Source organism: Helicobacter sp. 23-1045, assembly GCF_053654655.1.
Genome location: NZ_JBSIUR010000005.1, coordinates 144,014 through 157,166 on the forward strand (window position 1 = coordinate 144,014; position 13,153 = coordinate 157,166).

A 13,153-nucleotide genomic window follows, 5' to 3' on the forward strand; every position below is an offset into this window, starting at 1 on the left:
CAATTTGTTCTGGGGTATGCAATTCACACGAAGTTTGCCCCATTGCGTCGTCAATGAACCACGAGTTCTATTTCCTAGCAACGGGGCAAACTTCGTGCAAAGCCACACCGCCATTACTTCGATTGTGATTCTGCGAATCGCAGAATCTAATAAACAAAATGGCAAAAATATCGCAGATTCTGCGAATCAAACGAAATTCGCAGAATCTCGCGTGTTTTTTCGTCATTGCGAGAAGTCGCACTTTGGGCGACTTCGTGGCAATCTACAACTTTGTCATTTTGAACGAACGAAATTAGCGAAGAATCTCAAAAAATCCCGTCATTGCGAGACTTGCGAATGCAAGTCGTGGCAATCCACAATTTTGTCATTTTGAGCGAACGAAATTAGCGAAGAATCTCAAAAAATCCCGTCATTGCGAGACTTGCGAATGCAAGTCGTGGCAATCCAAAAAAACATTATTAGATTCTGCGTTTTTTTGGTGCAGATTCTGCGAATCGTGCGAAAACGCAGAATCTACTTCACTTCGTCATTGCGAGATTTGGCAACGCCAAATCGAAGCAATCAGCGAATCGCTGAAATAGATTGCTTTGTTGTTTTCGCTTCGCTCAAACTTCCTCGCAATGACGGAACGAGTGTAGATTGCTTCGTTAGTCGCTACGCATTTCTTTGCAATGACGATTTATTGCGATTAGATTCACACAAAGCAACTTGCCATTTTAAATAGACAAAAATCTGTCCATTTTTTAGGCGATAAGCATTCAAACAAATGGGGGCAAAAAATGATATTTGACTTTTTACAAAAGTGCAGAGCGCGTATCAAAGCAAAAAACGAAGCCTTAAAATTGCTAGATGAAAACACAGCAAAAATCATTACAAACCTAGTGCGAATCGCAGTCATAGAGCGCGACAAAGAGGCGCGATTCGCGGTGTGGGAGCGTGAAATTGTCGCGTGGTTGGGCGAGATTTACCGCAAATGCGAAAATCTCAAATATGATGGCAAAATCACTTATGGTGAATATGACGAGGCGATTAAAAATGCCTTTTGGAATCCAAAGATTGTGTATGAAACTGCGCTATATGGCTTTGATGATAGGGATTTATATGAGAGCGATAAACACTTGAATAATAGCTACAATCCTAAAAGGATTGCCTATATAAGGCATAATGAGCGCGACATATATCACATAAAGCTTATTTTAAGTCATCAATTTTGTGAAATGTGTCAGTTGCAGTGGGCGGAAAAGACATTCACGCGCTATTGTTCATATTTAGATTTGAAGTTAAGGATGCCATAATGAAAACAAACAACAAAAGCAACATTTTTAAGCGAATTTGCCATTGGTATCGCTGGAATATATATTATAAATTGCCTGATTGGCTATTTTACTCGCCTAGCTTTTTTGTGTATGATTTGGGACTAACGCTCACAGGCAGACAAAGGGGCGTAGAGTATGTGGAATCGTATTTGGATAAAATAGCATTGGCATTGCATAAAATCGCTATTTATGATGAATCTAATAGAGAGCAAAGGATAGCGCAGTGGGTAGCAGAAGCTAATATTTATCTAAACAATATCCACTGCAAGTGTGATAATCTAAATAGCGGTATTTCGCACACTTCTATGTATAGAAAGCGACTTAGATTTAAAGATTATGTTTATGTTTTAAGGTATCTGCGAATCAGCGATGCAAAGTATGAGCTAGAAAATGAAGGTTTGGAAAATACTTGGGAAAGTGTGAATTTAGATGGACTTACAATCAAAGAGCAACGAGAAAAAATCCTAGCAATGTATCGCATAAAACCTAAAAAAATACAGATTAGAAAATGGGAGCACAAAGAGCTACACGAAGTCATCTACAATCTGCTAAAATGGGAATTTAGAGAGATGGCTAATGGCTGTGGATTTTATTTTGGCATTAGCGATGAAAATCCATATTATCAGCAAATATTAGACAAAAAGCCACTAAACCTATTTGCAAAGCATAAAGTATAGCATTGCAAGAGAGTTGAGCAAACTTTGAGCGACAAAGAAAAACAAGCCTTTTATATTGTGTGCAAGATTTTAAGTTAAAAAGTAGATTCTAATCGCATTATTCTTGGCAATCGCACAACAAATTATATCCCTCGCTAAAAATGCGATTGAAATAGGGGCAAATCTAGCGAGTGATTCGTCATTGCGAGTCCTTGCGATAGCAAGGGCGAAGCAATCCAAAAAAAGAGAATAAAGAAAATAAAATGGATTGCTTCGGCTTTTTCAAAGCCTCGCAATGACGGCGTGGTGTGCGATTCGCGTGATTCTTCTCGCAATGACGGAAAAAGGGCGCAGATTCTGCGTTTCAAACGAAAAACGCAGAATCTAATAAATTTTCGCGCTAGATTCTGCGAAATTTATCAAATTCGCAGAATCTACTCAAAATCCTCCCATTGTAGCGGTTTGCCAAAGGGTAAATTATGCGTTGCTTTTTTGCCTAAAATTTCATTTAAAAATTTCGGAGGCAGTCCCGCATTTGGGCGAATCGCGCGGATATTTTCGCTATTTAAAATCTCGCCTTTTTTTATGTCCTTTACCACAAAAAGACTTCGCGCAAATGTCCTGCCTTGCTTTTGATTCACAGAATCTGCGGTAGATTCTGCGTTTAAAGCAGATTCTGCGTTTCGAATCGCCCTTACAAACTCCGCAAACTCCGCCCTATCCAAGCTAAACGCGCTATCAGCACTGCGAATGCTCTTATCCAAAATAAAATGCTTCTCAATCATACTCGCACCCAAGCTAGTTGCGATAATCCCCGCCATATTGCCCAAGCTGTGGTCGCTTAGTCCAAATTTCACGCCAAATTTTTCGCCCAAAAAGCGCATTTCACGGAGATTCATATCCGCAATATTCGCAGGATAGGCACTCACGCATTTTAAAAGCGTTATATCACTCACGCCACGCGATTTTATCAGCTCTATTGCCGTTTTTAGCTCGTCATTTGTGGCAATTCCGCTTGATAATATCACAGGTTTGCCCTGCCTTGCGACATAATCCACCAAATCCAAATCCACCACTTCAAAACTTGCGATTTTGTAGATGGGATTGCCAATAGACTCCAATAAATCCACGCCACTGCGTGAAAAAGGCGTTGAAAAGCACTCTATCTCAATTTGGCGTGCGTAAGCAAACAGCTCGGCATTCCACTCACAAGGCATCGCGGCTTCTTTATATAAATCATAGAGATATTTTCCGCTCCACAGGGGCGAATCGGTGATTTTGAAAACTTCGCTTTTGCAATCAATCGTTAGGCAGTCCGCCGTGTAGGTTTGGAGTTTGATTGCGTCCGCACCGCATTCTTTGGCAGCCTTAATCGTGTCCTTTGCGACTTGCAAGTCGCCTCCGTGATTTGCGCTTAATTCAGCGACTATAAAAACGCTCATTTTAATTCCTTAATTTGTTTAGATTGCTTCGTCAGTCCTTGCGGACTTCCTCGCAATGACGGGACTTGTGATTTTAATGCCAAAATCTCCAAATCCAAAAATTTATCATCGCGCTTTATTGCCTCACAGAGTTTGCCACAGCGCACAAAGCCATTTTTGTCATAAAATCGCAAGGCGCGGGAGTTTGTGGATAGCACTTTGGCATATAAAATGTGTAAATTTAGCTCATCAAATGCGATAAATTTTAGGATTTTTAGTAGATTCGCGCCGTTGTTTGTGGTGTGATTTGGGATAGGATTCGCGGTGGGATTTGCGATTAGATTCGCATAGATTCCCAAAAATGCGTTTTTGTTTGCAAAGTCGATTTGATTTAGACAGATTACGCCGATAAATGCGCTAGATTCTGCGATTTTAGTCGCAGAATCTAGTAATGATGGATAATTTTTACCCACCCCCTTAATCCCCCTCCGCAAGGGAGGGGGAGTTTTAGATTCGCTTGATTCGCACTCATACACCGCAAAATAGGCATTTCTTTTGTCCTCACGCAACGATTCGATGAATCTAAAATGCTCCACCTCGCCTATCTCACGCGAAGTTAGCATAAATTCTCTAACCGCATTTCGCGCCTCCAAAACCGCCAAAGCACGAGATTTATCCAAATTCACAAAATTTACCGCAACCAAATTTTCAAACGCAAAATTCAACATTTGACTCCATTAAATAAAATTTGGCTAAAATTGCGAATTTTATAAAATTTTTGCTTAATTTTGGAGATGAAATGTGCGGAATCATAGGCTACATAGGCAATAGCGAGAAAAAGCAGATTTTATTAGATGGACTTAGCGAATTAGAATATCGTGGCTATGATAGCGCGGGAATCGCGGTGCTTTGCGGAGAAAATGGCGGCGATTTGAGCGTTTTTAAGAGTGCGGGAAAGCTAAAAAATCTAACTGCAAAATGCGCTGATTTTCAAAGTAGTGGCTTTGGTGTGGCAATCGGGCATACGCGCTGGGCTACGCACGGCAAAGTTAGCGACACAAACGCACACCCGCAAAGTGCGGAATTTAGCGCGGTAGTGCATAATGGAATCATCGAAAATTACAGCGAGATTCGCGCGGATTTGGAGCAAAAAGGGCATAAATTTAGCTCACAAACAGACACTGAAATCATCGTGCATTTATTTGAGGAAAATCTAAATGGCGCGGATTGCGCATTAAGCGCGTTTAAGGCAACGATAGCGCGTTTGCAAGGCTCTTATGCGTTGCTTTTAATCACAAAGGGCGAAAAAGATAAGATTTTTTATGCGAAAAATGGCTCACCGCTTATTATAGGACGCGCAAAATCACAAGATTCGTCATTGCGAACGAGCGAAGCGAGTGTGGCAATCCAAAAAAACAGCATAGATTGCCACGATTCGGCTATCGCCGAATCTCGCAATGACAATGTGGGAGATATTTATTTTGCGTCAAGCTCATCGCCACTTTTAGGCATTGTCAGCGAAGTTTGCTATTTGGAGGACGGCGAATATGGCTTTATGGATAGGACAAATTTTAGCACACTACCGCGAATCCAAAAATTAGTCGGCACAAAGCTATCTGCGCAAAAAGAGGGCTATCGCTATTTTATGGAAAAAGAGATTTATGAGCAAAGTGCGGTATTAAAGGACACTTTGGCAGGGCGAATCGCAAATGATAAAATCGCCCTTGAAATCGATGATGATTTTTTAGAAGGTGTCGAATCTATCACGCTTTGCGCTTGTGGGACAAGCCACAATGCCGCGCTAGTGGCAAAATACATTTTTGAGAGAGAAGCAAAAATCAAAACTAGCGTAGCCATCGCAAGTGAATTTCGCTACGCAGAGCCTGTGATGAATCCAAACGAACTTTTTATAGTAATCTCACAAAGTGGCGAAACGGCGGATACTTTGGAGGCACTCAAACTTGCCAAACGCGCAAATCTTAAAACCCTAGCGATTTGCAATGTGGAGGATAGCTCAATCGTGCGAGAGGCGCAGTGTAGTTTGCTTACCCGTGCGGGGATTGAAAAGGGCGTGGCTTCGACAAAGGCATTTGCCACGCAGGTAATGTTGCTATGGATTTTAGGCGTGTATTTGGGCAAAAAACGCGGAGCGATTTCAAGCGACAAACTAAAAGCCCACATTAAAAATATGAAAGACGCCACAAACGCCGCAAAAATCGATGAAGCAATGCACGATAGACTTAAAAAGCTCTCCAAGCGATATTTGCACGGACACGGCTTTTTCTTTATCGGACGCGATATTTTTTATCCACTTGCATTAGAGGGTGCGCTGAAATTAAAAGAGCTTAGCTATCTCCACGCGGAGGGCTATCCTAGCGGAGAGATGAAGCACGGACCCATTGCGTTAGCCGATAGCGAACTTTTTACCATTAGCCTTATGCCAAAACATTTGCTTTTTGACAAAATCAAAAACAACACCGCCGAGCTAAGCACCCGCGATGCGACAATATGTGTGATTAGCCAAGAGGATTGCGCTTTGGCTGATGATATGGTGAAAATCAAAAAATTTGATAGCTATATGGAGGAATTTTTTGCGATGATGGTGATTTTGCAGGTTTTGGCATTAGAAGTGGCGATAAGGTTAGGCAATGATGTCGATATGCCACGAAATTTGGCAAAAAGCGTAACGGTTGAGTGAAGATTCTGCGAATTTGCAAAAAATAAGGGGGAAAAATGTTACTTTTACGCATAAAGATTATTTTGTTATCAGCGATTGCGATTATCGCAAGTAGCGGATTTATCTTATACAAAGTGGATTTGTATAACAAAGAAAAAGATTTAGAGTTAATCAAAACGCAACTTATCAGCACTTCATCTGCTGCATTTGATGTTGCATACACCACAGGGCAGGGAGTAAATGCGCATATTTATGACATTATCAACTCCATAAAATATCAAAGGCAAGTCAAAGATTTGTGGATTAGTCGCAGTGATGAGTTTAGTGCCGCACTAAAAAAGCCAAAATCCACACTGCGCGACCAAATCGAGCGAAATATCTACCTCTCCAAAAATCGCGCCGAAATCTCTTTGCAAAAAAATGAAGGCACAAATAATCACACCGCTAGGGTTTCCATCCCCATCATCGCAAATCAAAAGTGCGTCACCTGCCATTCGCAAATAAAGTCCGGCGATGTTATCGGCGCGGTGAATGCTAGCTTGCTTTTGACGGATAACATTGTCGATATCGCCACAACTATGCAAAATGAATTTTTGGTATTTTTAGGGATGGCGACTTTATTTTTGATGATTATGCTGATGATTAGCATCGGGCAATTTACGCGCCTTAGCGCAAATATTCGCTCTGCGATTTTAGCAGCGATAAATGGAGACTTCACACTGCGGGTAAAAACGCACCTTGTAGGGATGAGCGAGATTACAAAGCTTACAAACCGCCTACTTGAAGGGTTAGATAAAAATATCTCGGCAATCGACACCAAAATCGCCCAAATTTTCACCTACAATCGCTCCGTTTATAATAAAAATCCGCTTATTCGTTTGAGTGAGGTGATAAATGAAATTGTCGTGCTGTTTTCTTTCAAAAATAAGATTGATTCTTTCAAGCAAACAGCGGACATTTATAAAGAAATACAACTCGTAATCCAAAAATATATCAAATACAAAAATCTCACTTTCGCCGAAATATCAAATGGCGAGGTGGTTAGCGGATATAAAATCGAAAATGATGTGACGATGAAAATCATTTCAGGCGAAATCACAACCATCCAAAAGCGACTAAACGCGGATAATAAAAATATCATTTTCCACGATGACAAGGGGAGCGTTTTCGTCTCAACCTCGCTTGGCGGACTGAATGTGATTGATTTGAAGTTTGTCATCTCAAATAAATTAGAGGTGCTCTACTCAATCGCCCTAGATTCCAAAAAAGAACTCATTGAAAAAGAAAAGTCAATCACGCGAATTTACAACTATATGCGCGAGGCACGGCACATTATAAATACAAAAATCCTTATGAAAGAAATCGAGGAAAATTCCTTCACCGACCCGCTCACAAAGGCATTTAACCGCTTCTTTTTGGATAAATATTCTAGCGAGATTAAGGCGAAGCTAGAAAAGCACGCGAATTTCGGCATTTTGATGCTTGATATCGACCACTTTAAAAATATCAACGACACTTACGGACACGCAATCGGCGATGCGGGGATTGTGCTGCTTGTGGAGACTATTCGCAAAATCATTCGCCCGGTGGATAAACTCATCCGCTATGGTGGCGAGGAATTTGTGGTAATTTTGGATGAAACCGATATTGATGAAGCGACAAGAGTTGCTGATAAAATCCGCAATGCCTTTGCAATGGCGAAAAAATGCTCGCGCGGTGAGTTGAAGTTTAGCAAATCCGTGAGTATCGGCGTAAGTGCAATGCCTGAATTTTCGCACGATGTGTGGGAGTGCATAAATCAAGCGGATTTGGCGTTGTATGAGGCAAAAGAAGGCGGTAGAAATCAAGTGGTAACCTACAACTTGGATTTAAAAGCAAATGCCGATGCAAAAAAGGCGGAAAGTAAGAAACTCGCAGAATCTAACGCGAAAAAAGACGCAGATTCTGCGATTTTGGGAGATTCTGCGGATAAAAACGCAGAATCTAGCGATGATGACGAGTTTATAGAGAGTTTAAAACTCAATAATTTAATTTAACGGAGGTAACAAAAATGAGAGTTTTTAGAATTGCGCTATTGGCGTTTGGGCTTGTGAGTGGGGCGTTTGCGAAGGATATAAGGATTTATATCATTCACGGATTTGAGGCGAATGCAGAATCTTATTGGTATCCGTGGCTAAAAAGCGAGCTAAGCAGCGAGATTGGCAAGGCGATAAAGGCGGAAAATATCGCACTGCCGGATATGCCAAAAAGTGCGGACATTCAACTTTGGAAAGATAAGATTAAGGAAGTCGCAGGGGAGATTGATGAGGCGACTTACTTCGTGGCGCACGGGGTTAGCGGGATTGCGGTGCTGAAATTCATCGAAGAGAGCGGGAAAAAAGTCGGTGGGATTGTGCTTGTGAGTGGATTTGTCGGGCAAGCACCGCAGGGGCAGAGTGCTTCTGCGTTTAATGCGGTGGAGTTAGATTACAAAAATTTGATGAAAAATATCCGCCACATTACGCTTCTTTCCACGAGGGATGATAAAATCGCGCCCTATAAATTAAGCGAGGATTTGGCAAATAAGCTCAATGCGAAGTTTATTTTAGAGCAAGGCGGGAAAATCAAGCAAGGCAAGGATGATTATGTAAGTCCGCGCATAATTTACAGCGAGACAAAGGCGATGATTGACGCGGACTTACCAAAGGAAAAAAGCGATAAGAAATAAGGGCAGATTCTGCGTTTTTTATTTTATTCGCAGATTTTGCTTCGCCATTTTTTCATTTTCATTCGCTTGTTTTTTTTGCAAATTCGCAGAATCTTACCCACCCCCTAACCCCCTCCGCAAGGGAAGTTTTTGTGCGAGATTCTGCGAAATAATTGCGTTGTTTTAGATTCTGCGAATTGCCTACCACGCCGTCATTGCGAGAAAATGAGCGTAGCGAATTTTCGTGGCAATCTATAATATTGTCATTCTCGCGCGTAGCACGAAGTGCGTAGCGAAGAATCTCTTTTATTTTTGAGATACTTCGCATTCGCCTAGTATGACAAAAGGGATTCTACGCTAGATTCTGATAATCGCACAAAAACACAGAATCTCGCACGAAATTTGCTCCGCAGAATCTAACTCCAAAACCCCTTGCGGAGGACAATTCCAAAAAATTCCCCCTCCCTTGCGGAGATTGAATCAACTTGCTCCCCCTCCCTTGCGGAGGGGGATTAAAGGGGTGGGTAAAATAATCAAAAAAATAATAGCGTAAAAACTTCATTCGCAGAATCTACACATAATTCGTCATTGTGAGAAAATCCGCAAGGATTTTCGTGGCAATCCAAAATTTTTGCGATAGCAAAAATATCGCAAAATCGCAGAATCTAATCCAAATTTCGCAGAATCTAGCGTGAAGTATGGCGCAGAATCTCACAAAAATCGCAGTATCTAGCATAGATTGCCACGATTTTGCTAACGCAGAATCTCGCAATGACGGAACGCAATGCAGATTCTGCAAATCACACGCAAATCGCAGAATCTAATCCAAGATTCGCAAAATCTCGCAATGACGAAGTGGTGGCAGATTCTGCGATTTTGGTGCATTTCGTTATCATAAACGAGCAGATTCTGCGAAATAATTGTATTGTTTTAGATTCTGCGAATTGCGTGTGATTTTGTAGAATCTAGCGTAGATTCTGCAAATTTGGCGCATTTTTATAACGCCGATTGCTATTTTATCATCTCAAAAAATTCGCCTTCATCGATACATTTTACGCCCAAAGTCCGCGCCTTTTGCAGTTTGCCACCCGCGTTTGCCCCGCAAAGCAAAAAATGCGTTTTGGATGAAATCGCCGAACTCACCCTCCCGCCCAAACGCTCAATAATCTCCACAAACTCATCTCGTGGGCGAGAAAGCGTGCCTGTTATCACAAAAATTTTCCCGTCAATCGCCGAAGTATTTTTTTGAGATTCTTCGCCAAAATGACAAAAATCAGCAGAATCTAAATTTGGTTTGCCTTCAAAATTCGCAGAATCTGTGGGGGATTTTGATACCCACCCCCTAACCCCCTCCGCAAGGGAGGGGGAAAAATTTGATTCAATCTCCGCAAGGGAGGGGGGACAAGTTGATTTAATTTCCGCAAGTGAGGGGGAATTTTTGGGATTACCCTCCGCAAGGGAAGTTTTCGCGTTAGATTCTGCGGATTTCACACGAGATTCTGCGAATTGCACGCAACGCAGAATCTAACACAAAAATCACAGAATCTAAAAAGAGATTCTTCGCTTCGCGCTAATAATGACAATCCAAATAAAATTCTACAAAATTAAATATTTTTCACTGCGTCCATCCCACTTAAAAAACTTTGGTCACTCCATAAATAATCCCACGCGCCAAATCGCCCGCAAGAGATTATGCCACGAGATTTGATAAAGTCTAATACGATTTTGCGGTAATGCTCCATTTTGTGTGTGAAAATGACATTGCCAAAGGGTAAGATTCTGCAATCCTCGCAAATTATATCGCCATCCTTGCAAATGCCTAATTTTACAAATTGCTCTTTTGTGTGGGAAATTAAGATTTGTTTATAATCGAATTGGGGGGGGATTTTTATAAATGCCAAGCATATTTTCCAGCGGTTTAAATGCGGAGAAATAAATTTCTGCTTGTAATGATGAGCAACCTTTGGGCGCATTGCTTGGACTTTTTAGCGATGGCGAATATACTCGCGCGAATAATTTATCCTCATCGTAGGAATAAAACCAAAGATTTTTCGCCACATCCGCTCTCTTAAATCCAAAACTAACGATTGCAACCGAAGTGGCGTGCAATTTTGCCGCTGCATTTTTAACCTTTTGCGGGATATTTTTTAGCAGTTTTACAATCTCATTTATAGGCAGTGTGGAGATGAGTTTATCAAACTTCGCGCCACTGCCATCGCTAAAAGTTACAGATTCTGCGTTTATTTCCACTGCTTCTTTTTTGTATGTGATATTTAAATTTTGCGCTAGATTTTTTACAAAAGAGCGATATTGCCCCTCTTTTGGATAGTGCATTTTTTGGGCGTAGTAGGTATTTGGCGTCTCATCGCTCATCGCTCCACGCAAGATTTCCTCTAAATTTGGCATATAAAATCGCCCACCCACCCAACTCGTGCTTAACTCCCTCGCTTCAAGTGTCCAATATTTTCGCGTGTATTTTTTGACGAAATTTTCCGTGAAAAAGTCGCCATATTGCGCCCTCAACCAATCCTCATAATTGCAAATTTTATTTTTATTTTTGTTGCCAATCATATCTTTTAGCGCGCTTATTTTGATATCAAGCGGGAGGTGGCAGAGATTATTTTGCGCGGGGTGCTTTATTGCGATATTTTCGTAATAATTTATGGGGTTTGGGATGTGCGTTAGGGGTGGGGCGTTTGTGTGGAAGGTGGATTTTGCGTAATTATCGCTTGTGAAACTTAAATGCACAGCATTATCAAACCAAAATTTCCCCTTCGCAGAATCTACCCAAAATCCTCCGCACAATCCGCCCCAATCGCTATTTTTTTCATACACATAAACTTCATATTTTCCGCCATCTTGCAAGTGATATGCCGCAGAAATCCCGGCAATCCCCGCGCCAAGCACAAGTGCCTTTTGCTTTTTCATAAATCCTCCATTTGTTGAAATAAAGTTGCGATTTTAACTAATTTATAGGGCAAATTCCATAAGCACTCAATCTATCCTCCAAATATTTAATATCCACGATTAAATTACTCGCCCACCACGACCCGATAAATCCATCCAAATGGTCGGTGTCTTTTTCCGTTTTTTTATCAATCTCGCAAATTATGGGTAAAAACTCCACGCCAAAAATATTTTCGATGGGATATTCAGCCATATTAAATGGACGCAACGCAATTGCCTTGCTACCTGCCTTCATATATCCATAATTCATCACCGAAGTGCCATCCACGCTTAAAAGCACCTTTGCGCGGGAGAGATAATTTATCTTATCTTTGAAACTAACTTCCTCCATAAAAAGCGTTTTAAACCCATATTTTTGCTCCAAAATCTCTCGCACTTCATTTTCATTCACCAAAATCGCTTTGCACTTTTTGCCCGTGAAATGTAAATACGCTCCACTCCACGCGTGAAATTTTCATCAAAATAAAATTCGCGTAAAAACTCCATCGCATCCACCAAATATTTTTTATTGCATTTTACAGGCGTGGGGATAAAGACATTTTTTGCTTTTAGCACCGCTTTTTGCGGGAGTTTGGCATTATTTACGCACACAATATTTTCCTTTTTTATGGCAAATGGGCAAGTAGGATTATGCTCTTTTGTAAGAGAAAGAAGTGCGGGATAAATGTATTGATTAAACTGCCAAGAGTGGCGGATGGGAGCGATTATTATGAGATTTTCAGATTCTGCATTTTTACTTGTGCTGCCCCCCCCCTATTTTAGAAAATGCTTTAAGCGTTGCTAAAAGTCTAGGAAATTCCTCAAAACTAAAATGACTAAAACAATCCCAATTTGGCGAGTGGAATAAAATCTTTGGATGATTATTTTGCAATCGCTTAGATTCTGCGCCAAAAATCGCACTTAAAAGCACCTTTACACTTTGCTTAAACTCCACAAAATTTAGCGGGATAAAAAATCGCCTTGCCAATCTCTTAAAATCGCTATAATTTTTACGCACAAATGTATGCTTGCCAAATCCAGCGGCATTTTCCTGTATCATCTCGCCATCCTTAAATGCCCCGCCACTCGTTGTCACAATCTCAATATTTTCAAAATGCAAAATATCAAACGCACTTAACTTAAACTCCATTTCCCGCGCCATTTTAACAGGCGCATTTGGCGTCCCTCGCGTGTTTAGCACGCACTCATTAAAATGCGCTAAATTGCCAAATTTCTGCATATCAAATATACTTGCAAACTCCCTAGAATCATCCGCCACTAAGGGCGAAATGCGAACTTTTAATGTTTCCATTTTTACCTTCCTTTATTTTAAATTTAAGGCGAAATTATAATATAATCCAAATTTTATTTTACATTTAAGGACTTTTAAGATGAGCAAAACCGCTAATTTTCCATACACAAACGCAAATTTTAACGGCGCGGAGTTTTTA

At 40.9% G+C, this 13,153-nt stretch carries 19 protein-coding genes and 1 pseudogene; 8 read left to right on the forward strand and 12 right to left on the reverse strand.

Translation table 11 applies throughout. From position 1 onward, the window contains the following. Positions 1–4 precede the first annotated feature (4 nt). Genes ACWIUE_RS06840 through ACWIUE_RS06855 form a run of 4 tightly spaced genes read left to right on the forward strand, consistent with a single transcriptional unit; the run spans position 5 to position 1,993 of the window. Positions 5–373, forward strand: coding sequence for a hypothetical protein (locus ACWIUE_RS06840; RefSeq protein WP_454135969.1), 369 nt, complete (start codon positions 5–7; stop codon positions 371–373). Positions 374–412: 39 nt separating this feature from the next. Beyond that, the gene (locus ACWIUE_RS06845) at positions 413–724 is read left to right on the forward strand and encodes a hypothetical protein (protein WP_454135970.1); all 312 of its coding nucleotides are present in this window, start codon (positions 413–415) and stop codon (positions 722–724) included. A 55-nt stretch (positions 725–779) separates the two neighbouring features. Continuing rightward, positions 780–1,295 (forward strand): hypothetical protein, encoded by a 516-nt coding sequence (locus tag ACWIUE_RS06850; RefSeq protein WP_454135971.1) that lies wholly within the window; start codon positions 780–782, stop codon positions 1,293–1,295. Next, entirely contained in the window at positions 1,295–1,993 is a 699-nt protein-coding gene (locus ACWIUE_RS06855; protein ID WP_454135972.1) for a hypothetical protein, read from the forward strand. The genes ACWIUE_RS06850 and ACWIUE_RS06855 overlap by 1 nt, the downstream gene beginning before the upstream one ends. Positions 1,994–2,127: 134 nt before the next feature. On the opposite strand, the gene ACWIUE_RS06860 is transcribed toward ACWIUE_RS06855, so the two are convergent. From ACWIUE_RS06860 to ACWIUE_RS06870, 3 genes are all read right to left on the reverse strand, one after another. Then, on the reverse strand, positions 2,128–2,340 hold the full coding sequence (locus ACWIUE_RS06860; protein ID WP_454135973.1) for a hypothetical protein: 213 nt from the start codon (positions 2,338–2,340) through the stop codon (positions 2,128–2,130). Positions 2,341–2,406: 66 nt separating this feature from the next. Next, positions 2,407–3,414, reverse strand: a complete 1,008-nt coding sequence (gene pseI, locus ACWIUE_RS06865) for a pseudaminic acid synthase (protein ID WP_454135974.1) — start codon at positions 3,412–3,414, stop codon at positions 2,407–2,409. After that, positions 3,411–4,121, reverse strand: a complete 711-nt coding sequence (locus ACWIUE_RS06870) for a GNAT family N-acetyltransferase (protein ID WP_454135975.1) — start codon at positions 4,119–4,121, stop codon at positions 3,411–3,413. The genes pseI and ACWIUE_RS06870 overlap by 4 nt, the downstream gene beginning before the upstream one ends. A 71-nt stretch (positions 4,122–4,192) precedes the next feature. Between ACWIUE_RS06870 and glmS the strand changes: the two genes are divergently transcribed. The 3 genes from glmS to ACWIUE_RS06885 are packed head-to-tail and all read left to right on the forward strand — an operon-like array spanning position 4,193 to position 8,777. Then, complete coding sequence (gene glmS / locus ACWIUE_RS06875) at positions 4,193–6,091, forward strand: glutamine--fructose-6-phosphate transaminase (isomerizing) (RefSeq protein ID WP_454135976.1); 1,899 nt, start codon at positions 4,193–4,195, stop codon at positions 6,089–6,091. Positions 6,092–6,126: 35 nt separating this feature from the next. Continuing rightward, complete coding sequence (locus ACWIUE_RS06880; RefSeq protein ID WP_454135977.1) at positions 6,127–8,106, forward strand: GGDEF domain-containing protein; 1,980 nt, start codon at positions 6,127–6,129, stop codon at positions 8,104–8,106. Between the two features lie 14 nt (positions 8,107–8,120). Further along, the gene (locus ACWIUE_RS06885; protein WP_454135978.1) at positions 8,121–8,777 is read left to right on the forward strand and encodes an RBBP9/YdeN family alpha/beta hydrolase; all 657 of its coding nucleotides are present in this window, start codon (positions 8,121–8,123) and stop codon (positions 8,775–8,777) included. Positions 8,778–8,835: 58 nt separating this feature from the next. Here ACWIUE_RS06885 and ACWIUE_RS06890 read toward each other — a convergent pair whose 3' ends face one another. Genes ACWIUE_RS06890 through ACWIUE_RS06900 form a run of 3 tightly spaced genes read right to left on the reverse strand, consistent with a single transcriptional unit; the run spans position 8,836 to position 9,555 of the window. After that, positions 8,836–9,084, reverse strand: a complete 249-nt coding sequence (locus ACWIUE_RS06890) for a hypothetical protein (RefSeq protein WP_454135979.1) — start codon at positions 9,082–9,084, stop codon at positions 8,836–8,838. A 24-nt stretch (positions 9,085–9,108) separates the two neighbouring features. Then, the gene (locus ACWIUE_RS06895; RefSeq protein WP_454135980.1) at positions 9,109–9,318 is read right to left on the reverse strand and encodes a hypothetical protein; all 210 of its coding nucleotides are present in this window, start codon (positions 9,316–9,318) and stop codon (positions 9,109–9,111) included. A 9-nt stretch (positions 9,319–9,327) separates the two neighbouring features. Beyond that, positions 9,328–9,555 (reverse strand): hypothetical protein, encoded by a 228-nt coding sequence (locus ACWIUE_RS06900; RefSeq protein WP_454135981.1) that lies wholly within the window; start codon positions 9,553–9,555, stop codon positions 9,328–9,330. On the opposite strand from ACWIUE_RS06900, the gene ACWIUE_RS06905 reads away from it, so the two are divergent. Then, positions 9,528–9,710, forward strand: coding sequence for a hypothetical protein (locus ACWIUE_RS06905; protein ID WP_454135982.1), 183 nt, complete (start codon positions 9,528–9,530; stop codon positions 9,708–9,710). The genes ACWIUE_RS06900 and ACWIUE_RS06905 overlap by 28 nt on opposite strands. A 57-nt stretch (positions 9,711–9,767) precedes the next feature. On the opposite strand, the pseudogene ACWIUE_RS06910 reads toward ACWIUE_RS06905, so the two are convergent. From ACWIUE_RS06910 to ACWIUE_RS06935, 6 genes and pseudogenes are all read right to left on the reverse strand, one after another. Next, positions 9,768–9,992, reverse strand: a pseudogene (locus ACWIUE_RS06910) (BRCT domain-containing protein); the annotation flags it as partial. Between the two features lie 368 nt (positions 9,993–10,360). Beyond that, positions 10,361–10,657 (reverse strand): hypothetical protein, encoded by a 297-nt coding sequence (locus ACWIUE_RS06915; protein WP_454135983.1) that lies wholly within the window; start codon positions 10,655–10,657, stop codon positions 10,361–10,363. Continuing rightward, positions 10,620–11,684: a protoporphyrinogen/coproporphyrinogen oxidase gene (locus ACWIUE_RS06920; protein WP_454135984.1), complete on the reverse strand. Its 1,065-nt coding sequence runs from the start codon at positions 11,682–11,684 to the stop codon at positions 10,620–10,622. Before ACWIUE_RS06920 ends, ACWIUE_RS06915 begins: the two co-directional genes overlap by 38 nt. Before the next feature lie 37 nt (positions 11,685–11,721). After that, positions 11,722–12,114: a glycosyltransferase 61 family protein gene (locus tag ACWIUE_RS06925; protein WP_454135985.1), complete on the reverse strand. Its 393-nt coding sequence runs from the start codon at positions 12,112–12,114 to the stop codon at positions 11,722–11,724. Beyond that, positions 12,111–12,314: a hypothetical protein gene (locus ACWIUE_RS06930; protein WP_454135986.1), complete on the reverse strand. Its 204-nt coding sequence runs from the start codon at positions 12,312–12,314 to the stop codon at positions 12,111–12,113. Before ACWIUE_RS06930 ends, ACWIUE_RS06925 begins: the two co-directional genes overlap by 4 nt. A gap of 142 nt (positions 12,315–12,456) precedes the next feature. Further along, positions 12,457–13,014 (reverse strand): hypothetical protein, encoded by a 558-nt coding sequence (locus ACWIUE_RS06935; protein ID WP_454135987.1) that lies wholly within the window; start codon positions 13,012–13,014, stop codon positions 12,457–12,459. Between the last annotated feature and the right edge of the window lie 139 nt (positions 13,015–13,153).

What these genes read in the sequence shown, in the direction of transcription:
- pseI (WP_454135974.1), bottom strand. Translation starts at nt 3,414, where the DNA reads ATGAGCGTTTTTATAGTCGCTGAATTAAGCGCAAATCACGGAGGCGAC.
- ACWIUE_RS06905 (WP_454135982.1), top strand. Translation starts at nt 9,528, where the DNA reads ATGACGGAACGCAATGCAGATTCTGCAAATCACACGCAAATCGCAGAA.
- ACWIUE_RS06850 (WP_454135971.1), top strand. Translation starts at nt 780, where the DNA reads ATGATATTTGACTTTTTACAAAAGTGCAGAGCGCGTATCAAAGCAAAA.
- ACWIUE_RS06855 (WP_454135972.1), top strand. Translation starts at nt 1,295, where the DNA reads ATGAAAACAAACAACAAAAGCAACATTTTTAAGCGAATTTGCCATTGG.
- ACWIUE_RS06870 (WP_454135975.1), bottom strand. Translation starts at nt 4,121, where the DNA reads ATGTTGAATTTTGCGTTTGAAAATTTGGTTGCGGTAAATTTTGTGAAT.
- glmS (WP_454135976.1), top strand. Translation starts at nt 4,193, where the DNA reads ATGTGCGGAATCATAGGCTACATAGGCAATAGCGAGAAAAAGCAGATT.
- ACWIUE_RS06885 (WP_454135978.1), top strand. Translation starts at nt 8,121, where the DNA reads ATGAGAGTTTTTAGAATTGCGCTATTGGCGTTTGGGCTTGTGAGTGGG.
- ACWIUE_RS06890 (WP_454135979.1), bottom strand. Translation starts at nt 9,084, where the DNA reads ATGCGAAGTATCTCAAAAATAAAAGAGATTCTTCGCTACGCACTTCGT.
- ACWIUE_RS06920 (WP_454135984.1), bottom strand. Translation starts at nt 11,684, where the DNA reads ATGAAAAAGCAAAAGGCACTTGTGCTTGGCGCGGGGATTGCCGGGATT.
- ACWIUE_RS06895 (WP_454135980.1), bottom strand. Translation starts at nt 9,318, where the DNA reads ATGAAGTTTTTACGCTATTATTTTTTTGATTATTTTACCCACCCCTTT.
- ACWIUE_RS06880 (WP_454135977.1), top strand. Translation starts at nt 6,127, where the DNA reads ATGTTACTTTTACGCATAAAGATTATTTTGTTATCAGCGATTGCGATT.
- ACWIUE_RS06935 (WP_454135987.1), bottom strand. Translation starts at nt 13,014, where the DNA reads ATGGAAACATTAAAAGTTCGCATTTCGCCCTTAGTGGCGGATGATTCT.